22 protein-coding genes are annotated in these 25188 nt (G+C 73.2%); 10 read left to right on the top strand and 12 right to left on the bottom strand.

Annotated elements, in window-relative coordinates; genetic code table 11:
• Positions 1 to 195 precede the first annotated feature (195 nt).
• Both VF825_RS06365 and ypfJ read right to left on the bottom strand, forming a co-directional pair.
• A complete protein-coding gene (locus VF825_RS06365) occupies positions 196 to 2148 on the bottom strand; it encodes a S53 family peptidase (RefSeq protein WP_331111317.1) in 1953 nt (650 codons plus the stop codon).
• 126 nt (positions 2149 to 2274) lie between these two features.
• Positions 2275 to 3189, bottom strand: coding sequence for a KPN_02809 family neutral zinc metallopeptidase (gene ypfJ, locus VF825_RS06360; protein ID WP_331111315.1), 915 nt, complete (start codon positions 3187 to 3189; stop codon positions 2275 to 2277).
• 151 nt (positions 3190 to 3340) lie between these two features.
• Between ypfJ and VF825_RS06355 the strand changes: the two genes are divergently transcribed.
• From VF825_RS06355 to VF825_RS06345, 3 genes are all read left to right on the top strand, one after another.
• Positions 3341 to 4939: an ABC-F family ATP-binding cassette domain-containing protein gene (locus tag VF825_RS06355; protein WP_331111313.1), complete on the top strand. Its 1599-nt coding sequence runs from the start codon at positions 3341 to 3343 to the stop codon at positions 4937 to 4939.
• 19 nt (positions 4940 to 4958) lie between these two features.
• On the top strand, positions 4959 to 5759 hold the full coding sequence (locus VF825_RS06350; protein WP_331111310.1) for an enoyl-CoA hydratase/isomerase family protein: 801 nt from the start codon (positions 4959 to 4961) through the stop codon (positions 5757 to 5759).
• An 86-nt stretch (positions 5760 to 5845) separates the two neighbouring features.
• Positions 5846 to 7717, top strand: a complete 1872-nt coding sequence (locus VF825_RS06345; protein WP_331111319.1) for an ABC transporter ATP-binding protein — start codon at positions 5846 to 5848, stop codon at positions 7715 to 7717.
• Between the two features lie 98 nt (positions 7718 to 7815).
• Here VF825_RS06345 and VF825_RS06340 read toward each other — a convergent pair whose 3' ends face one another.
• From VF825_RS06340 to VF825_RS06325, 4 genes are all read right to left on the bottom strand, one after another.
• Positions 7816 to 9174 carry a DUF2252 domain-containing protein gene (locus VF825_RS06340; RefSeq protein WP_331111308.1) on the bottom strand — a complete coding sequence of 453 codons (1359 nt, stop codon included), beginning with the start codon at positions 9172 to 9174 and terminating at the stop codon, positions 7816 to 7818.
• 82 nt (positions 9175 to 9256) lie between these two features.
• Complete coding sequence (locus tag VF825_RS06335) at positions 9257 to 10021, bottom strand: SDR family oxidoreductase (protein ID WP_331111306.1); 765 nt, start codon at positions 10019 to 10021, stop codon at positions 9257 to 9259.
• Positions 10022 to 10143: 122 nt separating this feature from the next.
• Positions 10144 to 10659: a putative immunity protein gene (locus tag VF825_RS06330; protein WP_331111304.1), complete on the bottom strand. Its 516-nt coding sequence runs from the start codon at positions 10657 to 10659 to the stop codon at positions 10144 to 10146.
• Between the two features lie 48 nt (positions 10660 to 10707).
• Positions 10708 to 11508, bottom strand: coding sequence for an SURF1 family protein (locus VF825_RS06325; protein WP_331111302.1), 801 nt, complete (start codon positions 11506 to 11508; stop codon positions 10708 to 10710).
• Positions 11509 to 11540: 32 nt separating this feature from the next.
• Here VF825_RS06325 and moaA point away from each other — a divergent pair, with 32 nt between their 5' ends.
• On the top strand, positions 11541 to 12563 hold the full coding sequence (moaA, locus tag VF825_RS06320) for a GTP 3',8-cyclase MoaA (RefSeq protein ID WP_331111300.1): 1023 nt from the start codon (positions 11541 to 11543) through the stop codon (positions 12561 to 12563).
• A gap of 99 nt (positions 12564 to 12662) precedes the next feature.
• On the opposite strand, the gene VF825_RS06315 is transcribed toward moaA, so the two are convergent.
• The 3 genes from VF825_RS06315 to VF825_RS06305 are packed head-to-tail and all read right to left on the bottom strand — an operon-like array spanning position 12663 to position 13691.
• Positions 12663 to 13064 (bottom strand): VOC family protein, encoded by a 402-nt coding sequence (locus VF825_RS06315; RefSeq protein WP_331111298.1) that lies wholly within the window; start codon positions 13062 to 13064, stop codon positions 12663 to 12665.
• A 55-nt stretch (positions 13065 to 13119) separates the two neighbouring features.
• A complete protein-coding gene (locus VF825_RS06310; protein ID WP_331111296.1) occupies positions 13120 to 13368 on the bottom strand; it encodes a hypothetical protein in 249 nt (82 codons plus the stop codon).
• A complete protein-coding gene (locus tag VF825_RS06305; RefSeq protein ID WP_331111294.1) occupies positions 13365 to 13691 on the bottom strand; it encodes a DUF3099 domain-containing protein in 327 nt (108 codons plus the stop codon). Before VF825_RS06305 ends, VF825_RS06310 begins: the two co-directional genes overlap by 4 nt.
• Before the next feature lie 98 nt (positions 13692 to 13789).
• Between VF825_RS06305 and VF825_RS06300 the strand changes: the two genes are divergently transcribed.
• From VF825_RS06300 to VF825_RS06280, 5 genes are all read left to right on the top strand, one after another.
• Positions 13790 to 14503, top strand: coding sequence for a beta-ketoacyl-ACP reductase (locus tag VF825_RS06300; protein ID WP_331111292.1), 714 nt, complete (start codon positions 13790 to 13792; stop codon positions 14501 to 14503).
• Positions 14504 to 14550: 47 nt separating this feature from the next.
• Entirely contained in the window at positions 14551 to 15312 is a 762-nt protein-coding gene (gene fabI / locus VF825_RS06295; RefSeq protein ID WP_331111290.1) for an enoyl-ACP reductase FabI, read from the top strand.
• 183 nt (positions 15313 to 15495) lie between these two features.
• Positions 15496 to 17127: an ABC-F family ATP-binding cassette domain-containing protein gene (locus VF825_RS06290; RefSeq protein WP_331111288.1), complete on the top strand. Its 1632-nt coding sequence runs from the start codon at positions 15496 to 15498 to the stop codon at positions 17125 to 17127.
• Positions 17128 to 17169: 42 nt separating this feature from the next.
• A complete protein-coding gene (locus VF825_RS06285) occupies positions 17170 to 19365 on the top strand; it encodes a tetratricopeptide repeat protein (protein WP_331111286.1) in 2196 nt (731 codons plus the stop codon).
• Positions 19362 to 19829: a GNAT family N-acetyltransferase gene (locus VF825_RS06280; RefSeq protein ID WP_331111284.1), complete on the top strand. Its 468-nt coding sequence runs from the start codon at positions 19362 to 19364 to the stop codon at positions 19827 to 19829. The genes VF825_RS06285 and VF825_RS06280 overlap by 4 nt, the downstream gene beginning before the upstream one ends.
• A gap of 4 nt (positions 19830 to 19833) precedes the next feature.
• Here VF825_RS06280 and cphA read toward each other — a convergent pair whose 3' ends face one another.
• Together cphA and VF825_RS06270 are read right to left on the bottom strand one after the other, a co-directional pair.
• Positions 19834 to 22671: a cyanophycin synthetase gene (gene cphA / locus VF825_RS06275; protein ID WP_331111282.1), complete on the bottom strand. Its 2838-nt coding sequence runs from the start codon at positions 22669 to 22671 to the stop codon at positions 19834 to 19836.
• 26 nt (positions 22672 to 22697) lie between these two features.
• A complete protein-coding gene (locus VF825_RS06270) occupies positions 22698 to 23609 on the bottom strand; it encodes a cyanophycinase (RefSeq protein ID WP_331111280.1) in 912 nt (303 codons plus the stop codon).
• 158 nt (positions 23610 to 23767) lie between these two features.
• Here VF825_RS06270 and VF825_RS06265 point away from each other — a divergent pair, with 158 nt between their 5' ends.
• Complete coding sequence (locus VF825_RS06265) at positions 23768 to 24592, top strand: aminoglycoside adenylyltransferase domain-containing protein (protein ID WP_331111278.1); 825 nt, start codon at positions 23768 to 23770, stop codon at positions 24590 to 24592.
• A 23-nt stretch (positions 24593 to 24615) separates the two neighbouring features.
• On the opposite strand, the gene serB is transcribed toward VF825_RS06265, so the two are convergent.
• Positions 24616 to 25188, bottom strand: a 573-nt coding sequence (gene serB, locus VF825_RS06260; RefSeq protein WP_331111275.1) for a phosphoserine phosphatase SerB, incomplete at its 5' end; no start/stop codon positions are given.

Here is a 25188-nt window from a genome sequence, read left to right as displayed (position 1 = left end):
TGTGGATGGTGGGACGGACACCCGAACCCTTGTGGACATCCGCGGCCCCCGGGGCACAGCAGACGTGAGGTCGACGAACGCGACACGAACCCCCGCGGAAGTGTGCGTTTCGTCGACCTCGGCGGGGCTGGTCAGGTTGCGGGGACACGGTCAGGGGCCGGGGTGGTGGTCCACCCCGGCCCCGGTGGGAGCGGCTCAGCCGTGGGAGGCCACGGAGTCCAGCCACGCCTGGCCGGTCGGCGAACCGATACCCGTCACGTCGTCGTAGCCGGGCCGCACGTGGATCGTGAGGTTGTCGTCACGGTCGAACCACCGCGCCGTGTAGGCGTAGCCGTTGGACTCGTCCACGCCGTTGCGGTAGTCGACCCGCACCGCCCCGGGGTAGGTGCCCAGGTCGGCCTTGGTGATGTCCAGCGTGGCCGACCGCGCGGCGTACAGGGCCGGGTTGGCCAGGCCGAAGCCGTGGCCGGCCTTCTGCACCGCGAGGGCGAACATGCCCGCGTAGAGCGGCGAGGACAGGCTGGTGCCGCCGATGCGGTACTCCGAGTACGCGTCGTGGCCGTCGGGGAACCGCTGCGTCTGGCCGATGAGCATGCCCGTGGTCGGGTCGCCGACCGCGGCCACGTCGGGCACGACGCGCATCGCCGCACCGCCGTAGCGCTGCGACACTGCCGAGGGCACCACGCCCGCCTGGTATGCCGGCTGGCTGAACAGGCGGCTCGTCCCACCTCCGCTGCCGTACAGGTAGGCGGGGGTCGTCCAGGCGCCGTTGCTCAGCGTGCTCTTGCCGGTCTCCCAGCCGAGCTCGAAGACGCGGCCGTTGGACTGCGAGACCCCGAGCGAGGTGCCGCCGACCGCGGTCACCCACGGGCTGGAGGCCGGCCAGTCCGGTGTCGGGGTGGCACCGGCGACCCCGTCGGTCTCGTCGCCGTTGTCGCCGGAGGAGAAGAAGACGCTCATGCCGGTGGCCGCGGCCTGGACGAGCGTGTCGTTCATCGGCTTGACGTAGCCGGGCGGAAGCGCCTCGGAGGAGAACCCGTAGGAGTTCGTCACGATGTCGGCCAGGTGGCTGTCGACGACGTGGTTCAGCGCCGCGTCCATGTCCTGGTAGTTGTTCGCCGAGCCGACGTAGACGATGTCGGCACCGGGGGCCATGGTGTGCACGGCCTCGATGTCGAGGGTCTCCTCACCGCTCCAGCCCTGCGGGTCCTGCGCCGGGTTCTGCGGCCGGGTGAACGTGCCGGGCGCGACGACCTGGGTGAAGTGGCCGCGCAGCGAGGGCAGCCCGTGCCGGGTCGAGTAGGTCTCGACGTCCTGCGCGATCGTCGGCGAGGCGTACGCGTCGACGACGGCCACGGTCACGCCGCTGCCGTCGTTGCCCGAGCCGATCGCCCCGGACATGCCGTACGCGCCCTGCAGCTGCGCACCGGCATACCCGCACGGCGCGAAGGCGGACGGGGTGGACGGCAGGGTGGTGCCGTCCGGGGTCGCGGTGTTCTGCACCGTCTTCTGGCCCCACCAGTCCGAGCACGGCCGGCCGTTGACGAAGACGTCCGGCGGGGGCGCCGACGGGGAGGCCTGCGGGTCGGTCAGGGCCGAGGACTCGTCCAGGCCGACCACCGCCTGCACGGCCGGCAGGGAGGAGGGCAGGCTCAGCGGCGCGCTGTTGGCCCGCAGCCGAGCCCCGGCGTAGGAGTAGTCGCTGAAGGACGTGCCGAAGGCCGAGGACGCCTGGGCAACCGTGCCCACGGCCTCGACGTAGTGGCGGTTGGTCGGCACATGGCCGACCTTGAAGCCCTGTGCCTTGAGCCAGCTGCTGACCGCGTTGACGTCGGACTGCGTCGGGGCGTAGCGCGCGCGGAAGTCCGCGCTCGTCAGGAAGTGCCCGTATGCCGGGTTGCCAGGTGTCGAGACCGCGGTCGCCAGCGACGCGGGGTCACCGCGCCAGCCGAGGTAGACCCGGAAGTCGACGGTCGTGCCGGTGGCCGAGGCCCCGACCCGGTGGGCGGAGGTGGCCCAGGGCGCGACCGAGTCGCCCAGGACCGTGCGCCCGGAGCCCGAGGGGGCGGCGAAGGCGGAGACGGTGGTGGCCGCGACGAGGGTGGTCGCGGCCGCCAGCGCAAGACAGGAACGGTGGATCCTCTGCACGTGTACTCCCTTGGCTGGAGTCGGGACGGCCTGTGGCCGTCTGGCTCGGGACATGACGTCAGTCAGTGGAGCGCGTGCATGCGGCTGTGACAACCGTCTACAACAGTAAAATCTGTGTCTACCTGCCTAGTTGAGGCTGGTTGCGTGCAGGGTGTCGCATTGGCGTGGATCGCCCGATCGGTACCCCGTGAGGAACCACTTCTGCCGCTCCGCGCTGGAGCCGTGGGTCCACGACTCCGGCGTGACCCGGCCCTGGGCCTTCTGCTGGATCCGGTCGTCGCCGACCGCCGAGGCCGCCGACAGTGCCGAGCGGATGTCGTTCTGCGTCAACGGTTTCAGGTAGGTGTTGCCTTGGGCGTCGGTGGTCGTGCTGGCGTCGTGCGCCCACGCCCCGGCGAAGCAGTCGGCCATCAGCTCGATGCGCACCGACCCGCTCTCGGGGCCCTGCGGGTCCTGCTGGGCGGCGTCGAGCACGCCGAGCAGGTCCTGGACGTGGTGGCCGTACTCGTGGGCCACGACGTACTCCTGCGCCAGCGCCCCGCTGTCGGCGCCGAAGCGGGAGGTGAGCTCGCTGAAGAAGCTGGCGTCGATGTAGGCCTTGCCGTCGCGCGGGCAGTAGAACGGGCCGACCTGGTTGGAGGCGGTGCCGCAGGCCGAGGGCACGGCGCCGGAGTAGAGCCGGGTGGTGGCGCGGGTGTAGTTGGTGCCGAAGAACCGGGGCAGGGCCGTGGCCCAGTAGGACTGCACGCTGTTGACCGTGCCGACCACGCGGCACTCGACGTTGGCGTTGGCGTCGGCGCCGGTCCGGCACCGCTGCGCGATCTCGCTCTGGCCGGTCCCGGTCCCGCCCGCACCGCCCGCGCTGCCCGCCGTCGAAGGGTCCTGGCCACCGAGCACGCCCGGGCCGAACACCAGCGCCAGGATGAGCAGCAGGATGCCGCCGGCGCCGCCACCGACGACCAGGCCGCCCCCGGGGAACCCGCCACCGCCGCCGCTCTCGACCTGCGAGGTGTCCAGGCCGGCGTCGTCGTTGAAGCTCATGCGGTGCCTCCGGCAGGTCGCGTCGTCGGGGCGAGGGGTCGGTGCACCGTAGACTAGCCAGCCGGCCCGGACCGTCCGCCGCCCGCCACGGGCGGGCACACGGCATACCCGGGGCCTCACCCCCCACCCGCACCACCTCAAGGAGCCTGCCGTGATCGCCGCCACCGGGATCGAGCTGCGCGCGGGCTCACGGCTGCTGCTGGCCGACGCGACGTTCCGGATCGCGGCCGGGGACCGGGTGGGCCTCGTCGGGCGCAACGGCGCCGGCAAGACGACGCTGACCAAGGTCCTGGCCGGCGCGGGCAGCCCGGCCGCCGGCTCGGTGACCACCTCCGGCGAGGTCGGCTACCTGCCGCAGGACCCGCGCACCGGAGACCTGCACGTGCTGGCCCGCGACCGGATCCTGTCCGCCCGTGGTCTGGACCGGATCATCCGCGACCTGCGCGCGACCGAGGGCTCGATGGCCAGCGCCGACGACGAGACGCGCGACAAGGCGATGGCCCGCTACGCGCGCCTCGACGAGGAGTTCGCCGCGCGCGGGGGGTATGCCGCGGAGTCCGAGGCCGCGGCCATCGCCTCCGCGCTGGGGCTGGACGAGCGCATCCTCGGCCAGGAGCTGGTCACCCTCTCCGGTGGCCAGCGCCGCCGGGTGGAGCTGTCGCGGATCCTGTTCTCCGGGGCGCAGACCCTGCTGCTGGACGAGCCGACCAACCACCTCGACGCCGACTCGATCATCTGGCTGCGCGACTACCTGCGCGCCTACAAGGGCGGGCTGATCATCATCAGCCACGACGTCGAGATGCTCGACACCGTGGTCAACCGGGTGTTCCACCTCGACGCCAACCGGGCCGAGCTCGACCTCTACAACGTCGGCTGGAAGGCCTACCTGCAGCAGCGCGAGACCGACGAGCGCCGGCGCAAGCGGGAGCGGCTCAACGCCGAGAAGAAGGCCAGCACCCTGCTCGCCCAGGCCGACAAGATGCGGGCCAAGGCCACCAAGGCCACGGCGGCGCAGAACATGGCCAAGCGCGCCGAGCGGCTGCTGTCCGGCATCGAGGGGGAGCGGGTCGCCGACAAGGTGGCCAAGCTGCGCTTCCCCGACCCCGCCCCGTGCGGGAAGACCCCGCTGCGCGCCTCCGGGCTGTCCCGGTCCTACGGGTCGCTGGAGATCTTCACCGACGTCGACCTGGCCATCGACCGCGGCTCCCGGGTCGTCGTGCTCGGCCTCAACGGCGCCGGCAAGACCACGCTGCTGCGGATCCTGTCCGGGGTCGACGCCCCGGACACCGGCGACGTGGAGCCGGGGCACGGGCTCAAGCTGGGCTACTACGCCCAGGAGCACGAGAACCTCGACACCGACCGCACCGTGCTGGAGAACATGAAGTCCTCCGCGCCGGACCTCAACGAGACCGAGACCCGCAAGGTGCTGGGGTCGTTCCTGTTCAGCGGCGACGACGTCAACAAGCCGGCCGGGGTCCTCTCCGGTGGCGAGAAGACGCGCCTGTCCCTGGCCATGCTGGTCGTCTCCTCGGCCAACGTGCTGCTGCTCGACGAGCCGACCAACAACCTCGACCCGGCCTCACGCGAGGAGATCCTCGGCGCGCTCAAGACCTACAAGGGCGCGGTCGTCCTCGTCAGCCACGACGAGGGCGCGGTCGAGGCGCTCGAGCCGGAGCGGGTGCTGCTGCTGCCCGATGGTGTCGAGGACCACTGGAACGCCGACTACCGCGACCTCATCGCCCTGGCCTGAGTCCCCTAGGGTCGCGGGCGTGACGAGCACCGAGACCTCCCGGCCCCACCCGCACCTGCGCGCCGAGCGCGACGGCGAGCTGCTGACGCTCACCCTCGACAACCCCGGACGCCGCAACTCCCAGACGCCGAGCCTGTGGACGGCGCTCGCCTCGGTCGGGGAGTCGCTCGACCCCGGTGTGCGCGTGGTCATCGTGCGCGCCGAGGGGCCGTCGTTCTCCGCCGGCCTGGACCGGGCCATGCTCACCCCGCAGGGCGCCCCGGGCGAGGTCAGCGTCCTCGGCCTCGCCGCGCAGGGGGAGGACCCGCTCACCGAGGCCATCGAGGGGTTCCAGCGCGGGTTCGCCATCTGGTCCGAGGTGCCCGCCGTGACCATCGCCGCGGTGCAGGGCCACGCCATCGGCGCCGGCTTCCAGCTCGCCCTGGCCTGTGACCTGCGCGTGGTCGCCGACGACGTGCAGCTCGCCATGCGCGAGACCAGCCTGGGCCTGGTGCCCGACCTCACCGGCACCTCGCCCCTGGTGCGCCTGGTCGGGTACGCCCGGGCGCTGGAGATCTGCGCCACCGGCAGGTTCGTGTATGCCGAGGAGGCCGTCCGCGCCGGCCTCGCCTCCATCGCCGTCCCCGGCGAGGAGCTCGACGCCGTCGCCCGCGACCTGGCCGAGGCGCTGCTGGGTGCCCCGGCGGCGGCCCTGCGGGAGCTGAAGCCGCTGCTGGGTTCCGCCGTGCACGCCACACCGGAGGAGCAGCAGCGCTCCGAGCGGCAGGCCCAGGCTCGCCTGCTCACCGCGATGGTGCGCGGGGGCGGGAAGCAAGCCTGACCCGGCGGTGTTGTCGGACCCGACGAGGATGACGAAGGCACGTGGTCCCGCGGGTTGCGGGAGGGCGCGTGCAGAGCGGAGAGCACATGTCGATGTCGGGCTGGATGATGATGCGGTCGCTGACCCGCGACTCGTCGGTGGCGCAGCGCAAGCTGGCCCCGGGCACCGGCAAGCGGGTGCTCGGCTACGCCCGGCCCTACAAGCGGCAGATCGTCCTGTTCCTCGTCCTCGTCGTGGTCGACGCCGCCCTCGTCGTGGCCACGCCGCTGCTGCTCGGGCAGATCGTCGACAAGGGTGTCATCCCCAAGGACTCCGCCGTGGTTGTCGGCCTGGCCCTGGTGGTGGCGGCGCTGGCGGTGGTCGACGGCCTGCTCGGCCTGGTCGAGCGGTGGTACTCCTCCCGGATCGGTGAGGGGCTCATCTACGACCTGCGCACCGAGGTCTTCAGCCACGTGCTGCGCCAGCCGATCGCGTTCTTCACCCGCGCCCAGACCGGCGCGCTGGTGAGCCGGCTCAACAACGACGTCATCGGCGCCCAGCAGGCGTTCACCTCCACCCTGTCCGGTGTCGTGAGCAACGCCGTCTCGCTGGTCTTCATCGTCATCGCCATGGCCACCCGCTCCTGGCTGCTGACGCTGCTCTCGCTGGCATTGCTGCCCTTCTTCCTCGTCCCGGCCCGCATGATGGGCAAGAAGCTGGCCGGCCTGGCCCACGAGCAGATGGGCCTCAACGCCGAGCTCGGCACCCGCATGACCGAGCGGTTCAACGTGGCAGGGGCACTGCTGGTCAAGCTGTTCGGCCGGCCGCACACCGAGGACGAGCAGTTCGCCGAGCGGGCCGGGCAGGTGCGCGACATCGGCGTGCGGATCTCGCTCAACCGCGCCGTCTTCTTCGTCGGGCTGACCCTGGTCGCCTCCCTCGCGACGGCGATGGTCTACGGCGTCGGCGGCGTGATGGCCGTCAACGGCGGGCTCACCGTGGGCACGCTGCTGGCGCTTGCGGCGCTGCTGGGCCGGCTCTACGGCCCGCTGACCGCGTTGTCCAACGTGCGCGTCGACGTCATGACCGCGCTGGTCTCCTTCGAGCGGGTCTTCGAGGTGCTCGACCTCGAGCCGCTGGTCAAGGAGAAGCCGGAGCCGGTCGCGCTGGAGCGCCGCCCGGTCGCGGTCGACTTCGACCACGTGGCGTTCGGCTACCCCGCGGCCGACCAGATCTCCCTGGCCTCGCTGGAGCAGGTCGCCTCCGGTGACCGCCGCGGCGGGGAGACGGTGCTCAAGGACGTGACGTTCCGTGCCGCCCCGGGTGAGCTCGTGGCCCTGGTCGGCCCGAGCGGCGCCGGCAAGACCACGATCACCTCGCTGGTCGCCCGGCTCTACGACCCCAGCTCCGGCGCGGTGCGGCTGGACGGGGTGGACCTGCGCGACGCCAGCCTGGAGTCGGTGCACGACGTCGTCGGTGTGGTGACGCAGGAGGCGCACCTGTTCCACGACACCATCCGGGCCAACCTCGCCTACGCCCGGCCCTCGGCCACCGAGGCCGAGATGGTCGAGGCACTGCGCGCGGCCCAGGTGTGGGACCTGGTCTCGCAGCTGCCCGAGGGTCTGGACACGGTCGTCGGCGACCGCGGGCACCGGCTCTCCGGTGGCGAGAAGCAACGCCTGGCCATCGCCCGGCTGTTGCTCAAGAGCCCCGGCCTGGTCGTCCTCGACGAGGCGACCGCCCACCTCGACAGCGAGTCCGAGGTGGCGGTCCAACGGGCGCTCGACACCGCGCTGCACGGCCGCACGGCGCTGGTCATCGCCCACCGCCTGTCCACCGTGCGCGGGGCCGACCAGATCCTCGTGGTCGAGGCCGGACGGATCGTCGAGCGCGGCACGCACCTGGAGCTGCTGGCCAAGGGCGGCCTCTACGCCGACCTCTACACGACCCAGTTCGCCGACCAGGGCAGCGTCGCCTGACGCCACGAGCGGCTGCTGCGACAGGTGGCGCCGACTGATGCCCGCACGGGTGGCGTGAACGCCAGGGCCGGCACCGGGTCGGCCCTGGGCCGTCCGGGTCAGGAGTCGTCGGCGCCGGGGACCTCACCCCTGCCGATCGCCGCGCAGAGCCGCTCGTGGTCGCGCTCGGTCTGGTCGGCGTAGTCGACGGCGAACCTGGCGATGGCCCGGTCGAAGCCCTGGCCCGACCCGAGGTAGCCATGGATCGCGCCGGCGTCGCCGCTGCGCGCGTGGGCGCGGGCCAGCGTCCACCCGCAGAGCTCGGCGAACAGCACCAGGGACTCCCCGCTCATCAGCTCGGTGTCGACCTTGCCCTTCATGTCCCAGAGCTGGCGCACGTAGTAGTCCACGCCGTCGACCGCTCCGCTGGTCCAACCCAGGAAGATGTCGCCCGCCGACTGGATGACGCGCTGCCCCTCGACCACGCGCCGGCCCTGGTGGTCCTGCTCGGCCGGCTTCGCATGCGGCTCGAGGACCGACCGGCCCGCCTGCTTGACCTGCAGCACCAAGGGAGCCCTGGCGTCGCCCGCGTCGAAGAGCACCGCCCAGCAGCGGGTGCCGACGCTGCCCACGCCGACCACCTTGACGGCGTAGTCCACGAGCTCGAAACGGTCGAACAGCACCTGTACGTGGTGCGGGAGCGTGCTGCGGTAGGCGCTCATCGCGCGATGCACGATGTCGTCGTCCTGCGGGTGGTGGTAGAGACGGGGCGGGTCGTCGCGGAAGCGCAAGGTCCCGTCCACAGTGGTGGTGAGGCGACGAAACGCCCTGAGATTGTCCTTGCGGCGTGCCTTCCCGATGCGGCGGTGGGCCAGGCGTTTCTGCTGCGCGTCGATCTGCGCGTGCGTGACGACGGCCTGGAGGGTCAGGCTGTCGATGCTCGAGTACCAGACCTCCAGCGGACGTGCCCTGGCGTACTCCGCCATCCGGAGCCGGTAGCTGCGCGCCGCTGCCGTGGCCGCTCCGCTGCAGACCTCGGGCGAGAAGCCGTTCTGTCGGCCGGCCACCACCGTGCTGGCGGCCAGGCGCTTCAGGTCCCACTCGAAGGGCGCCGGGAGCGTCTCGTCGAAGTCGTTGATGTCGAAGTTGATCTCCCGCTCGGGGGTGCCCAGCAGGCGGAAGTTGCCGATGTGGGCGTCGCCGCAGGCCTGCACCCACAGACCGGACTGCGCGGTCGTGGCCAGGTCTGCGGCCATCACCGAGGCGGAGCCGCGCAGGAACGTGAACGGGGAGGCAGCCATGCGGCCGTACCGCAGGGCGAGCAGCTCAGGAAGGCGCTCGGCGTCGGTGGCGCGCAGTGTGGCCACCGGGTCCGGGCGGGAGTCCGGCGGCTGCCAGCAGGCATGGCTCGAGCGTGGGACAGTGCTGCGCAGGGCCCGGCCCATCGCGCGCCGCTGTGACGGAGCCGGGAGGCCCATGACAGCCCTCCTTGGTCCACGATTCAGTGGACTCAATCGTCGCGTCCCGCGTCCGGGCCGCGCGTGCCCTTCGTCCCGCGGCTCAGAGGCTGCGGGTGGACCCGCCGTCGACGGAGACCATGGCGCCGGTCATGTACGACGCGGCGGGCGAGGCGACGAACGCCGCGACCCGGCCCACCTCCTCGGGCCGGCCGTAGCGGCGCAGCGGGATGTGCTGCTCGCGCTCGCGGCGGGTGCTCTGCGGGCGGCCGGTCGCCTCGTCGAGCTCACGGACCCGGTCGGTGTCGATCCGGCCCGGCAGGATCGCGTTGACCCGGGCGCCACGTGGGCCGAACTCGTCGGCCAAGGTCTTGGCGGCCATGGCCAGCCCGGGCCGCAGGCCGTTGGACAGCGCCAGCCCGGGCAGCGGCGCCCGCACCGAGGTCGACAGGATGAAGGTGATGCTGACCCCCTCCTGGGTGCTGGTGGCCAGCGTGGCGCGGGCCAGCCGCAACGGGCCGAGGAAGACGGACTCGAACGCCGAGCGCCACACCTCATCGGTGACGTCCTCGACCGCACCGTGCGGGGGCCCGCCGACGCTGATGACCGCACCGTCGATCCGGCCGTAGCGGGCCATCGCGGCCGCCACCAGCGCGTCGGCGGTCGCCGGGGCCGCCAGGTCACCGGCGATCCCGATCGCGTGGTCAGGGCCGCCGAGCCGGCCCGCGGCGCTGGTCACCGCGGCCTCGTCGCGGGCGCACAGCACCACGCGCGCCCCCTCGGCCACGAGCGCCTCGGCCGAGGCGAACCCCAGCCCCCGCGAGGCCCCGCTGACGACGTACACCCGGTCCCTCAGCCCCAGCTCCATGGGCTCATCGTGCCCGAGGAGGCGGCCCACGGCGCGCAGGCGCGTCAGCCCGCAGCCGGACTGCCTGCGACCGAGCCCACGGGCGCCGGGCAGCGGCGCCAGGCTCGCAGCCCACGCGCGGCTCAGCCGTCGAACACCGACCAGCAGAGGTCGTTCCGCAGTCGCTGGTCGTCGAGGACGAGCTCGCGAATCGCCGTCGGGAGCTGGTTGCGCTGCCATCGGCACTCGAGCCGCCCCGCGGCCTCGGCCTCGCCACCCGCCGCGGCAGCACGGGCGGCCCTGATCGCATACGCGGCCGCACCGAGCTCGTGTGCTGCGACGTGCGCGACGGCCCCGGCCTGGCCGGCAGCGTAGGCGGCGTGCCGTGCCGCCCCGCGCAGCTCTCTGGCCGCGCCCATGGCGTGGCCGCCCGCCGCGCGAGCCTCGGTCATCGTGGCCTCGCCACTCGCCCAGGCGCGGGCGTGCTCGATCGCCTGACGCGGTCGCGGGTCACCAGGTCGAGCCATCTCGAAGAGGGGAAGGACGTGCTCCGCGCACGAGGCCGCCCACAGGGCGAGCAGCTGGTGGTCGGCGTCGGTGAGCGTCCCGCCGCGGCGGATCGTCACCAAGCGCGGGTCCCGAGCCTTCGGGAGGATCATGGCCGGCCTCCTTCCTGCCTGCCACGGTGGCACACCGTGGCGCGGCCCTCAGGCGTCCTCCTCGTCCCAGATCCGCACCTTCTTCGGCTTCGGCTGCGGGGGCAGGCCCGCGGCGACGGCCTTCTGCTCGTCCGCCTCGCGCCGGATGCCGACCCCGACGAGGACGAACCCGGCCACACCGAACAGCCACCACTGGAAGGCGTAGGCCAGGTGCGGGCCCTCGTCGGTGTCCGGCGCGGCCAGGGGCGTGGCCCGGGCGATGGGCTCGGAGGAGGCCGACTGCTCGGACTTGACGATGAGGTAGCCGCCGTAGAGCTGGGTGCCGGTCGCCTGGGCGGCCTCGGGCAGGTTGATCGAGGCGAGCTGCCCGGTCGGCATCTCCTTGTGCAGGCTCGGCTCGCCCTGGCGCAGCCAGCCGGTCACCGTCACCGTGCCGGTCGGGGTTGCCGGGATGTCCGGGCGTGACGCCGCGGTCTGGGCGTTGTCGATCCAGCCGCGGTCGACGAGGAGGGCGCCGCCGGGCACCTGCAGCGGGACGACCACCTCGTAGCCGTAGTTCCCGTCGTTGGGTCGGTTGCGCACCAGCTGCAGCCCCTGGGCGTCGTAGGTGCCGGTCACGCGCACCGGCGTCCACTCCTCCGACAGCGGCAGCGGGGTCCCCACGCTCGGCAAGGCCCTGCTCAGCGGCTCGGGCGCTGCGGTGTAGTGCGAGGTGATGCGGTGCGCCTTGGCGTGCGCGTTGACGTGCCGGCCCCACTGCCACCGCCCGAGGTAGAAGCAGGCGACGGCGAACACGGCAGCCGCCGCCAACGCGGCCAGCCACCGACGGGTGAGGAGCACCTTCAGCACGTCTTGACGTTACCCGGCATACCCTTGGAGTCATGACGAGCCTCCCGATGCCCCAGGTACGCCCCACCGGGCTGCCGGACACCTTCGGGCGGGTGGCGACCGACCTGCGCGTGTCCGTGACCGACCGGTGCAACCTGCGCTGCACCTACTGCATGCCGGCCGAGGGGCTGCCGTGGCTGCCCAAGCCGGAGATGCTCACCGACGCCGAGCTGCTGCGCGTCATCGGCATCTTCGTCGGGCTGGGGGTGCGCCAGGTGCGCCTCACCGGGGGTGAGCCGCTGCTGCGGCGCTCCCTGGTCGAGGTCGTCGCCGGTATCGCGCAGATGTCACCGCGGCCGCAGATCGCCATGACCACCAACGGTGTCGGCCTCGACCGGCTCGCCGGCCCCCTGGCCGCCGCGGGCCTGGACCGCGTGAACGTCAGCCTCGACACGATCGACCCGGCCGAGTTCGAGGCCCTGACCCGGCGCGACCGGTTCTCCGACGTGGAGAAGGGCCTCAAGGCGGCGGCCAACGCCGGGCTGACCCCGGTCAAGGTCAACGCCGTCGCGATGCGCGGGGTCAACGACCACTCGGTCGCCGACGTCCTGCAGTGGTGCCTGGACCGCGGTTACAGCCTGCGCTTCATCGAGCAGATGCCGCTGGACGCCCAGCACTCGTGGGAGCGCAGCGAGATGGTCACCGCCGAGGAGCTGCGCCACCGGCTCTCGCAGCGGTTCACGCTGACCCCGCTGCCCTCCGCCGAGCGCGGCAGCGCCCCGGCCGAGCTGTTCCTCGTCGACGGCGGCCCGGAGACGGTGGGCGTCATCGCCAGCGTCACCGCGCCGTTCTGCGCGGCCTGCGACCGGGTCCGGCTCACTGCCGACGGCCAGGTGCGCAACTGCCTGTTCGCCGCCGGGGAGGTCGACCTGCGCGGCCCGCTGCGCGAGGGAGCGTCCGACGAGGAGCTGGCCGAGCTGGTGCGCGGGGAGATGTGGCGCAAGGCCCGGGGCCACGGCATCGGCGACCCCGACTTCCACCAGCCGGCCCGGCCCATGTCCGCGATCGGCGGCTGAGCCCCCCGCCGGCTGCCCTGGCACGGCGGCCGGGCGGCCGGCCGCCGCAAACCGCTGGCATCGGCCCGCGGCGTGCAGGGGCTCACCCCGCTCGTGTCGTCACCGCGTGAAGCACACGCCGACCAGGAGGCCGTCCTGCGTCTGCAACCGGGCGATCGTCTGGCCCCAGGGCTCGGTGCGTGGCGGGTGCAACAGCGTGTAGCCCTGCGCCTCCAGCTCCTGCGCGGCGGCCTCGACGTCATCCACCTCGAACTCGATGCTGGCCTGCGGCACGGGGTGGGTGTCGGGCCAGGACGCCTGGCCGAAGCACGACACGGCGGCCTCGGCGAGCGGCCAGACACCGAAGTGTCGCGTGCCGGCCACCGCCTCGGAGAAGACGTAGTCCGAGCCCTCGGCGCCGGCCGGTTGCAGCGGCAGACCCAGGGCGTCCACGAACAGGTGCCGGTCCTGCACCGGATGGGCGCTGACGACCGAGACGCTGGTGACGTATCGAATGTCCATGGCTCCACCATGCGTCCACCCACCGACAGCCCGGGAGTCCGCAGGCCGGGAGTCGTCAGACGGTCTCGTCGGTCAGCTCGCCGACCGGCACCACGTCCTTGAGGAACCCGCGCACGCTGAGGAAGTCGCCCAGGGTCGTGCGGTGGTCCTCGCAGGCCAGCCAGGTCTTGCGCCGGTCCGGCGTGTGCAGCGCGGGGTTGTTCCACAGCAGCCCGTAGACCGCGTCCGCGCGGCAGCCCTTGGCGCTGCAGACCAACCGCCCGGCATACCCGTCGGCATCGCCCGTGGCGCCCAGCAGGCTCACTGCCGGTCCTCGGGACGCTCCCGGATCCGGCGCTGGTCCGGCGGGGGGACCGGGGCGACCGTGCCGACGGCGCGGGCCCGGGTCGCGTTGGCCATCACGACGGCGACGTAGGGCAGGATCACCGCACCCACGACGAGGATCCACCCGACCAGCGTCCAGTGCAGCACCACGATGGCGAGCACGGAGAGCAGGAAGCAGACGGTGCGGATGCCCATCGAGACCAGGTAGCGGCGCATCCGCTCGGCCTGGTCGTCGCGCAGCGACTCCGGCGCGCTGGTGACGGAGTAGACCGGGTCCTGGGGGTGACCGCTTCGCCGTCTCACCCCCTCACGATACGTCGCTGCCGATGCGGCGTACCCACCGGTAGTGGACTAGGTTCCGAACGAAACCGGACCGCCCGAGACCCTGGAGGACCCCACCCATGGCCGACCCGCGCAACGTGCTCGTCACCGGAGGAAACCGGGGCATCGGCCTGGCCATCGCACGGGCCTTCGCGGAGGCGGGCGACGACGTCGTCATCACCAACCGCTCCGGTGACGCCCCCGAGGGCCTGCGCGCCGTGAAGTGCGAGGTCACCGACTCCGCCTCCGTCGACGCCGCCTTCACCGAGGCAGAGGAGCTGCTCGGCGGTCCGGTGGAGGTGCTCATCGCCAACGCCGGCATCACCCGCGACACGCTGCTGATGCGCATGAGCGACGAGGAGTTCGACTCCGTCATCGACACCAACCTCGCCGGCGCGTTCCGCTGCGCCCGGCGTGCGAGCAAGGGCATGATCCGCCTGCGCAGGGGCCGGATCGTGTTCATCTCCAGCGTGGTCGGGCTCTACGGCTCGCCCGGCCAGACCAACTACGCCGCCAGCAAGGCCGGCCTGGTCGGCCTCGCCCGCTCGATCTCGCGCGAGCTCGGCGGCCGGGGGATCACGGCCAACGTCGTGGCGCCCGGCTTCATCGAGACCGACATGACCGCCGAGCTGCCCGAGGACCGCAAGAAGGCCTACCTGGCCACCATCCCGGCCGGGCGCTTCGCGACGCCGGCCGAGGTCGCGGCCGCGGTGCGTTTCGTCGCCTCGGACGACGCGGCCTACATCACCGGCGCGGTCCTCCCGGTCGACGGCGGCCTGGGCATGGGCCACTGACGCACGGCAGCCCACCGACCCCGCACACGAGAGAGAGCAACGACGCAATGGGAATCCTCGAGGGCAAGAAGCTTCTCGTCACCGGAGTCCTCATGGACTCCTCGATCGCCTTCCACGTGGCCAGGCTCGCCCAGGAGCAGGGCGCCGAGGTGGTGCTGACCTCCTTCGGCCGCACCATGAAGATCACGCAGACGATCGCGAGGCGGCTGCCCACCACGCCCCAGGTGATCGAGCTCGACGTCACCAACCAGGAGCACCTCGACACGCTGGCCGAGCGTGCCGGTGAGGTCCTCGGCAGCCTCGACGGGGTGCTGCACTCGATCGGCTTCGCCCCGCAGGGCGCGTTCAACTTCCTCGAGGGCACCTGGGACGACGTGGCCACGGCGATGCACGCCTCCGCCTACTCCCTCAAGGCGCTCGCCGTCGCCACGCTGCCGCTGATGAGCGAGGGTGGCAGCGTCGTCGGGCTGACCTTCGACGCCAAGTTCGCCTGGCCGGTCTATGACTGGATGGGCGTGGCCAAGGCCGCGTTCGAGGCGACGAGCCGCTACTGCGCGCGCGACCTCGGCCCCAAGGGCGTGCGGGTCAACCTGGTCTCGGCCGGCCCGATCCGCACCACCGCTGCCAAGTCGATCCCCGGCTTCGAGCAGTTCGAGCAGACCTGGTCCGAGCGCGCACCGCTGGGCTGGGACATCAACGACCCGGCCCCGGCGGCCCGGGCCTGCGTCGCGCTGCTGTCCGACTGGTTCCCGGCCACGACCGGCGAGATCGTCCACGTCGACGGCGGCGTCCACGCGATGGGGCAGTGACCCCGCGCCGGTAATCCGCTTGCCCGGCCGCAGCATGGTCCGCCATGCTGCGGCCGTGATCATTTCTCCCTCGCGCTGACCCGACGCGCGTCGCCGCGGTGCCCTCCGGGCCCGCCTGCCGACCCGTCCGTCCGCGCTCACGCCGATCCGCGACCCGTTCGATCCTGCGTGAGGGAGCCGCCCATGTTGCGCGCTGTTTCGCTGTCCAAGCACTACGACCTCGAGCCGCTCTTCGAGGACCTCGACCTGACCCTGAGCCCCGGGGACCGGGTGGGCCTCGTCGGCCCCAACGGCACCGGCAAGTCCACCCTGATGCGCCTGCTCGCCGGGGTGGAGGAGCCCACCTCCGGCGCCGTGGTGCGCTCACCCGGCCTCACCGTGGGCTGGCAGGCCCAGGAGGCCCCCGACCCCGGTATGCCGGTCGCGCAGTTCGTCCTCTCCGGTGCGCCGCAGTGGGCGGCCGCGCGGGAGCGGATGCACGCGCTGGAGGCTGAGCTGGCGTCCGGCGCCGTCCCGGGCGAGGGCGTCGTCGACGCCCGCGCTGCCGACCGCGCCATGGCCGGGTACGCCGCTGCCGTCGAGGTGTTCGAGTCCCTCGGGGGCTGGGCCACCCTCGCCCGGCTGGACCAGGTGCGTTCGCGTCTGGGCGTCGCCACGGAGGCCGGGATCGCCGGCGACCGCCCGATGGGCTCGCTCTCCGGCGGTGAGCAGTCGAGGGTGATGCTCGCCCGGCTCCTGGTCACCGATCCCGACGTGCTGCTGCTGGACGAGCCGACCAACCACCTCGACGCCGAGGGCCGGTCCTGGCTCGGCAAGCACCTGGCCTCCTTCGGGGGTGCGGTGCTCGTGATCTCCCACGACCGGCGCTTCCTCGACACGGTGGTCAACCGCGTGGTGGAGCTCGACGGGATCGCGCCCGGACTGCTGGACTACCCGGGGTGCGGCTACACGGCATACCGGGTGGAGAAGCAGCGCCGCTGGGAGCGGCTGCTGCTGGACTTCGAGGCGCAGGAGAAGTACCGCCGCGCCCTGGCCGACGACATCGAGCGGACCAAGGAGTACGCCCGCGGCGTCGAGGTCGCCAACCCGCGCAACCCCTCGGCGCGACGGCTCGCCCGCAAGGTGGCGCGCAAGGCGCTGTCGCGGGAGCGGCGGCTGGCCCGGCAGATGCAGGCGGCGTCGTGGATCGCGCAGCCGCAGACCCGGCCCACGCTGGCGTTGCGGTTCGAGGTGGGTGACGGCGAGACGCCGGAGACCCTGGCCGACGTGCGCGGCCTGGACGTCGCGGCGGGGGACCGGGTCGTCGTGCGCGACGCGTCGCTGCGGGTGCGCCGTGAGGACCGGATCCTGCTCTCCGGGGCCAACGGGGCGGGCAAGACCAGCCTGCTGCGGGCGCTCACCCCGCTGCTGCGCGACGCCGCCGTCCTGCCGCAGACGCACGAGCACCTGCCGACGGGGATCAGCGCGCTCGAGCTGTTCCGCCGGGAGGTGCCGATGTACCTCGAGGAGGCTGAGGAGGTGCTGGAGGGGTTCCTGTTCGACGCCCACGACCGCGAGCGGGCCGTCGGCGACCTCTCGGTCGGCCAGGTGCGGCGGCTGCTCATCGCCATGCTGGTCAACACCCCCAGCCGGGTGCTCGTGCTGGACGAGCCGACCAACCACCTCGACTTCGACTCCCTGGACGTCGTCGAGGCGGCCCTGGCGCAGTACCGGGGGGCGCTGCTCGTGGTCAGCCACGACGAGGAGTTCGCCGAGAGGGTCGGCCTGCACCGCCGGTGGCAGGTCGTGGACGGGCGGCTGGAGTCCGCCGCGTGACCGGCGGTGGCGGCGTGGTGAGGGGCGGCTAGAGTCCGCCGCATGACTTCTGCCGCCGCGGTGTCAGCCACTGAAGTGCGCGTCCTCGAGGGCCCCAACCTCTACTCCGCCCAGCCGGCCATGAAGGTCATCCTGCAGGTGCCCGGCTACCTCGCCGCGCCCGAGCCGGCGCTGCGCGCCCTCGCCGCCCGGGTGGGCCTGAAGGGTGCCCGTCCGGGGGCTCCGGACTCCGAGCAGCGGCAGCGGTTCGTCATGCGGTTCACCACCGCCGTGGTGCGCCGTGTCGCGGCCGAGTCGGGGACGGCGCGGCTGAGCGTGCGCACCCGCACCGGCGGCAGCCGCCAGGAGATCGTCGTGGCCTTCCCGTGGCGGCGGCGCGGCCGCGGCCTGGCCCTCGGCGAGGCCCTCGCGCCGGTGCTCACCGCGCTGCTCGACCCGGTCGAGGCGGTCGGCGACGAGGCGGTGGCGGGCGTGATCGCGGCGGTGACCGCGGCTGACCCCGGCGACAAGCCGAACGTCGTCACCCCGAAGGTGCCGGTCGCCTCGATCACCGGCACCAACGGCAAGACCACCACCACGCGGCTGCTGGCGCACATCGGCATGACCGCCGGCCTGCGCACCGCCTGGAGCTCGACCGACGGCGTCGTCGCCCAGGGCGAGATGGTCGAGCCGGGCGACTACTCCGGGCCCGCGGGCGCCCGCACCGTGCTGTCCACGCCGGGGGTGCAGCTCGGCATCCTCGAGACCGCCCGCGGCGGGATGCTGCTCAAGGGCATGGGCGTCTCGGCCAACGACGTCAGCGTCGTCACCAACGTCTCGGCCGACCACCTCGGCCTCCAGGGCATCGACACGATCGACCAGCTCGCCGAGGTCAAGGCCATCGTCACCCTGGCCACCCGGCCCGACGGCTGGGTGGTCCTCAACGGCGACGACCCGCGCGTGTGGGCGATGCGCACCCGGATCAAGGCCCGGCCGTGGGCGTTCAGCCTCGACCCCGACTCGCCGGCGCTGCGGGAGTCCCTCGCCGCCGGTGGCCGCGGGGTGACCGTGCTCGACGGCGACATCGTCGTCCTGCACCCCGGCGCCGACCCCGACCACCTCGCCGCGATCCTCGACGTGCCGGTGACCCTGTCGGGCCTGTCCGAGCACAACATCGCCAACGCGCTCGCGGCCACCGCGGCCGCGCTCGGGCTCGGCCTGCCGCGCCAGGCCGTCATCGAGGGGCTGCGCACGTTCGCGCCCGACCCGGCCCACAACCCCGGCCGGATGAACGTCTACACCTACCCCTTGGCCGACGGCGGCACGGTCACCGTCATCGTCGACCTGGCCCACAACGAGGCCGGCCTCGAGGCGCTGCTGAGGGTGTGCGACGGGCTGCGCGTGCCCGGCGCGCTGGTCCACCTGGGCCTGGGCACAGCCGGGGACCGCACCGACGACCTCCTGCAGTCCCTGGGCGAGCTGGCCGGGCGCCGCGCCGACACCATCGCGGCGGTGCACAAGGAGCACTACCTGCGCGGGCGCACCATGGAGGACCTCGAGACCCAGCTGCGCATCGGGCTGTCCCGCGTCGGTGTCGCCGAGATCGACTCGCACTCCACCGAGCTGGACGGTCTCAAGGCCCTGGTCGCCCGCGCCTCGGACGGGGACGTCGTGGCCGTGATGTGCCACTCCGACCGGGTCCTGCTCGACGCGTGGCTGACCGAGGAGGGTGCCACCCCCGACGACGCGGCGGCCATCCGCCGCAAGGTCGTCGCCGCCCGCGGCGAGCACGAGCAGGAGGCGGCGATCACCGCCCTGTGGGAGCGCGAGGATGCCGAGGCCCGTATCGCGGACGCCCAGGCGCTGCTCTCGGCCCACCCCGGCGACGCGCGCCTGCTGTTCGAGCTGGGCGGGGCGTTCGACGCGGCAGGCCAGGAGGCCGAGGCGGTCGGCTACTACGAGCAGGCCCTGGCGGCCGGGCTGCGCGAGCCGCACCGGCACCGGGCCGAGATCCAGCTGGCCTCCAGCCGCCGGGCGCTGGGCGACCCGGCCGCGGCGCTGGAGATCCTCGACCGGCTCGTCGACCAGCGGCCCGGCAGCACCGCCGTGATCGCGTTCCGGGCGCTGGCGGCGTTCGACGCGGGCCGGGCCGGGGCCGCGGTCGCCGACCTGGTCGACGCCCTGCTGGCGCACTCCGGCGACGCCGACGGCGAGGCCTACCGCGCCGCGCTGCACCGCTACGCCGCCGCGCTGCGGTGACGGCACGGTCGACCGGGGTCTCGGTGCGTGACGCCCGGGCGGGGGACGGCTCGCGGATCGCGGACGTCTTCCTGGCTGCACGGCATACCGCGATGCCGTGGCTGTGGTCGCCGCGCACCGAGGAGGAGGTCCGCTGGTGGTTCGGCGGGCTGCCGGTACGCACCGACGGGCGGGTCCTCGTGGCCGAACGGGACGGCGCCGTGGTGGGCTTCGCCGAGGTGCTGCCCGGTGAGCTGAACCACCTCTACGTCGACCCGGACGCGCAGGGCTGCGGTGTGGGCTCGGCGCTGTTCGCTCGTGCCACCGAGCTGGAGCCGACCGGGTTCGAGCTGTGGACGTTCCAGCGCAACGCCCCGGCGCGCGCGTTCTACGCCGCCCGCGGGTGCGTCGAGCTGTACGAGACCGACGGCGCCGACAACGAGGAGCGGGAGCCCGACGTCAGGATCGCCTGGGCTCCCGCCTGAGTCCTCAGGCCTCGGCGCTGGCTGCCGCCTGGTCGCCGGCCACCTGGGCAGCCTCGTGCAGCTCGGCCGGGTCGAGGTCCGGGTCGCCGGCCACCTCGGTGCTGTGCGCACCAGCCTGGGCGTGCTGGGTCAGCGACTCCAGCTCGGCCAGCACCACCGGGTGCTTGTCGACGCACAGCACCACGAGGTCGCCGGGGTTGGCCCGGGCCATGCAGTGGCGCACCGCGTCGAGCTCCTCGGTGACGATCTCGACCTGCCTGCAGCGCACGCCGTCCTGGGCCATCCGGGCCCGGACGCCCTCGGCCACCAGCTCGGCGGCCACGCCCTTCTCCCGCCCGCGCAGGTGGGCGTCCTCACGCACCACGATCACGTCGAAGTGGTCGGCGGCGATCGCACCGAGCTCGCGCATGTCCTCGTCGCGGCGGTCGCCTGCGGCGCCGATCATGCCGATCCGCGAGGACTTGCCCAGGTCGGTCAGCCCGGTCTTCTGCTCGGAGTAGGACTCCACGAAGTCGCCCAGCATCCGCATGCCGGGCGCGTTGTGGCAGTAGTCGACCACGACGTCGACGCCGCGCACGTCGAGCAGGTTCATCCGTCCGGGGGAGAGGTAGTAGGACGTGGTGAACGTGCGCAGGCCCTGACGGATGTCGTGCAGCGGGGCGCCCGCGGCGAACGCGGCGCCTGCAGCGGCCAGGGCGTTGGCGACGTTCATCTTCGCGGCGCCGCCGAACGTGGCCGGCAGCAGGTGGGTCCACGCCAGCTGCATCGTCCGGCGACCGTGGCGGATGACGATCATGTCGCCCTTGTCGGTGGGCTCGAGCACGACCGCGCGGCCACCGCGGCGGCACTGCTCGTCGATGAACTCGCGCACCTTGCTGCCGGGGGGCTCCATCGAGAACCACACGACCGAGCCGGAGCAGCGCCGCCGCATCGCCCGCACCAGCTCGTCGTCGGCGTTGAGGACGGCGAAGCCGTCCCGCGGCACGGCCTCGACGACCACGGCCTTGACGTCGGCGAGCTGCTCGAGGGTGTCGATGCCGCGCATGCCGAGGTGGTCGGGGGCCACGTTGGTGACGACGGCGACGTCGTTGCGGTCGTAGCCCAGGCCCTCGCGCAGGATGCCGCCGCGGGCGACCTCCATGACCGCGAAGTCGACGCGCGGGTTCTGCAGGACCATCCGCGCCGACTTCGGGCCGGACGCGTCGGCCTTGATGACCAGGCGCTCGTCGATGACCACGCCGTCGGTGGAGGTCATGCCGACCTTGCGGCCCAGGCCCTTGAAGATGTGGGAGATCATCCGGGCCGTGGTCGTCTTGCCGTTGGTGCCGGTCACCGCGACGATCGGCACCCGCGAGGGGGCGCCGGGCGGGAAGAGCAGGTCCACCACCGGCTTGGCGATGAACTGCGGCTCGCCGACGGTGGGGTGGGTGTGCATCCGGAAGCCGGGCGCGGCGTTGACCTCGCAGATCGCGCCGCCGGTCTCGCGCACCGGGGAGGCGATGTCGGGGCAGATGAAGTCGATGCCGGCGACGTCGAGCCCGATCATCCGGGCCGCCTCCTCGGCGATCTCGACGTTGTCCGGGTGGGCCTCGAAGGTGCGGTCCACCGAGATGCCGCCGGTGGACATGTTGCCGGTCAGCGCCAGCTTGACCATCTCGCCGGCCGGGGGGACGTCGTCCATGCCGAAGCCCTGGCTGCGCACCAGTTCCACCGCGGCGTCGTCGACCTTGAGCTTGGTGAGCACCTTCTCGTGGCCCACGCCGCGGCGCGGGTCGCTGTTGGTGATCTCGACGAGCTCGGCCACGGTGTGCTCGCCGTCGCCGAGGACGTGGGCGGGCACCCGCTCGGCGATGGCCTGCATCCGGCCGCCGATGATGAGGCAGCGGTAGTCGCGCCCGGTCACGAACGTCTCGACGATGACCGACCCGCGACGGGACTCGCCCTGGGCCACCGGGAACGCCTCACGCACCGCGTCGGCGTCCTGCAGGTCCAGGCACACGCCGCGGCCGTGGTTGCCGTCCAGCGGCTTGACCACGACCGGGTAGCCGATCCGCTCGGCGACCGCGACCGCCCGCTCGACCGAGCGGACCGCCTCCGAGCGGGGGACCGGCAGGCCGGCGGAGGCCAGCAGCCGGGTGGTCAGCTCCTTGTCGCCGGCGATGTCGACCGCGAGGGCGCCGGTCATCGAGGTCATCGTGGCCCGGATCCGCTGGGCGTGGACGCCCTGCCCGAGCTGCACGAGGGAGTACTCGTTGAGCCGGATCCACGGGATGTCGCGGCTGACCGCCTCCTCCAGGATCGCGGCGGTCGAGGGCCCGAAGGCCAGGCGCTGGACCCGCCGCAGGAACGCGTCCATCTCCTCGGCGAAGTCGAAGCCGTCCTCTGGCTCGACCAGGTGGTTGACCAGCCGCACCGCCAGCCGGCCGGCGTCGAGGCCGACCCGCTCGTCGGTGTAGGCGTAGATGACGTTGTAGAGCCCGCGCCGGCCCTTGACCTGGCGGGTCTTGCCGCGGCGCAGGTCGTGGCCGGCCTCCTGCTGCAGCTGCAGCGCGATGTGCTCGGTGACGTGGCCCAGCCACGTGCCCTCGCGCAGCCGCTCGACGAAGCCTCCGCGGACCCCGCGCGAGCAGGTGTGCCGCTCCAGCCCCGGCAGCAGCTCCAGCAGCTGGTCCGTGAAGCCGTCGAGGGTGTCGGTGGGGTAGTCCTCCAGGATCCCGAGGTCGAGGGTGAGGTGGATGGCTGGCTCGTAGGACCACACGTTCGGTCCGCGGTAGACCCGCGACTCGATGATGCTCAGGTCGGGCTTGGCGGGGCCGGCGGGGGTCGGACGGTCGGTGGCCACAAGGCCCTCCTCGAGTGGTGCGGCGGTCAGTCGCGCACGGTGGCCGTCACCTGATTCCTGCGCCCGCCGGCCGCCTCCGCCGCCTGCTTCGGCGCCACCGTCTTCGGGGCTGCCGGGCTGTCCGGGTGCTGCTCGGCGAAGTCCGTGAGGGTCGCCGTGTGCAGGTCGAACGTAGCGCCGGCCGGGAGGGCGTGCACCACCGCCCCGGACACGAGCAGCGGGGCGTCGCGCCGGGCCTCGTGGGCGTCGGTGATCGCGTGCCGGGCGTCGACCACGAGCACCGCTCCGGAGCCGAGCACGGTCAGGTGCCGGCGGTCGGTGACCTCGACCGCGGTGTCCTCGTCGATGCCCATGCCGAGCAGGTTCGGCGAGCTCGCCACCAGCGACAACAGGCGCCCGTAGCGGGAGCGCTGGTCGAAGTGCTGGTCGACGATGACGTCGGGCAGCAGGCCCAGGCCGGCGGTCAGCTGGCTGGTGCGCTGGCGGGGGGTCACACCCTCGTCGCCGAGGGAGATCATGAACTGGCTCATGATCGAGGCCCCGGCGGAGGTGCCCGCGACGACCGCGCCGCGCTCGTGGGCGCGGGCGATGGCCTCGCCGAGCGGGGTGCCCACGAGGTACTGGCTGAGCTTGAGCTGGTTGCCGCCGGTCATGAACACCCCGGTCGCACGGTCGAGGGCCGCGACCAGCTCGGGGTCGTCCGCCTCCAGCCGGGAGGCCGGGTTGACGGTGGCGACGTCGGCGACGCCGAGCCGGTGGAACAGGCCGGAGTAGACCTCGACCGCCTCCTCCTGGATCGAGGAGGCCGTCGGGACGATGACGAGGCTGGCCTTGCGGCCGCCGGCGAGGCGGACGAAGCGGCGCAGGATGGTGACGCGGCCGTGCTTGTCCTCGGCCCCACCGATGATCAGCAGCGCGGTTCGTGCAGCGGGTTCCATTGCCGGAGTCTAGAAGCCGCGGGGCGCGGGACGTCGCACCGACCCCGGCGCGTCACCCGGACGGGCCGGTCCCCGCGCCCCGGGCCGCGCCCGGTTCCTCCCGGTATGGCGGGTGTCCCGGCGCGACGTCGCCCCCTCGGTGCGGTTGGGTGTGGGCCATGCATCCCGTCGTCGCGGACCTGACCACCAGCCACCTGCGCGCGCTCGACGCCGCCCTGCCTAGCGCCTGCCTGGGGCTCTACCTCACGGGGTCGGTCGCCGCCGGCGACTTCCACCTGCACACCAGCGACGTCGACGCGGTGGTGGTGCTCGACGTGGTGCCGCAGGACTGCTCGGCGCTGCAGGCGATCCACGAGCGCATCGCCGGCCCACCGGCATACGACGTCGTCTACCTCACCCCGGCCGACCTCGCCGGCGACCCCGGGACCGTGACCCGCGCCCCCGGCACACTGCGGGGGACGTGGCGCGAGGGGCCGCTGCCGGCGCAGGTCTCGCCGGTCACCTGGTCGGAGATGGCCCGGTATGCCGTGCCGGTGCGTGAGTGCCCCGGCCTCGTCATCGACGACGACCACGACCGGCTCGTGGCGTTCACGCGGCGCAACCTCGAGGACTACTGGGCCCCGCTGGTGGACGAGATCGAGGCGGCGACCCCGGAGGAGCTGGCCAACCCGGACGAGGTCGCGGGCACAGCGGTCTGGACCGTGCTCGGCCTGCCGCGGCTGCACGCCCTGCTCGTGACCGGGCACGTGGTGGCCAAGACCGCGGCCGGGCAGTACGCCCTGGAGCAGTTCCCGGACCACGCCGAGCTGGTCGGCCGGTGCCTGCGCGCGCGGGCGGGGGAGGACGTCGCGTTCGCCGCTGCCGACGCCGCCGAGGTGGTGGCACTCGCCCGGGCGGTGCTGGAGTCGGCCCGGGTGCTGCCCGACCCTGCTCCGGCGGTGCCCGACCCCGAGCTGGTGGCCCGGACGCCCGAGCCGGCCTAGCGGGGAACCGCCTTCCGGCTCGCCTAGCGTGGGACCGCGGGTGCGGGGGTGGTCAGGCCGTCGGCCTCGTCGGCGTCCTCGATCTCCTCGCGGGTGATGCCGAGCAGGTAGAGCACGGCGTCGAGGTAGGGCACGTTGACCGCGGTGTCGGCCTGCTCGCGCACGATCGGCTTGGCGTTGAAGGCGATCCCGAGGCCGGCCGTGGCGAGCATGTCCAGGTCGTTGGCGCCGTCGCCGATGGCCACGGTGCGCGAGAGGGGGAGCCCGGCCTGCTCCGCGAAGCGGCGCAGGGCCCGCGCCTTGCCCTCCCGGTCGACGATCTCGCCGACGACGTTGCCGGTGAGCACGCCGTCGACCACCTCGAGCCGGTTGGCCTCGGCGTGGTCGATGCCGAGCTCCTCGGCCAGGGGGCCGACCACCTCGATGAAGCCGCCGGAGACCACGGCGACGGTGAAGCCGAGCCGCTTGAGGGTGCGGACCAGGGTGCGGGCCCCGGCGGTGAGCCGGACGGCAGCGCGCACCTCGCCGAGGACGCTCTCGGGCAGCCCGGCCAGGGCCTCGACGCGGGCGCGCAGGCTCTCGGCGAAGTCGAGCTC

The organism is Oryzihumus sp. (assembly GCF_036391795.1).
Taxonomy (GTDB): Bacteria; Actinomycetota; Actinomycetes; order Actinomycetales; family Dermatophilaceae; genus Oryzihumus.
This window is presented reverse-complemented; position numbering and strand designations above follow the sequence as displayed.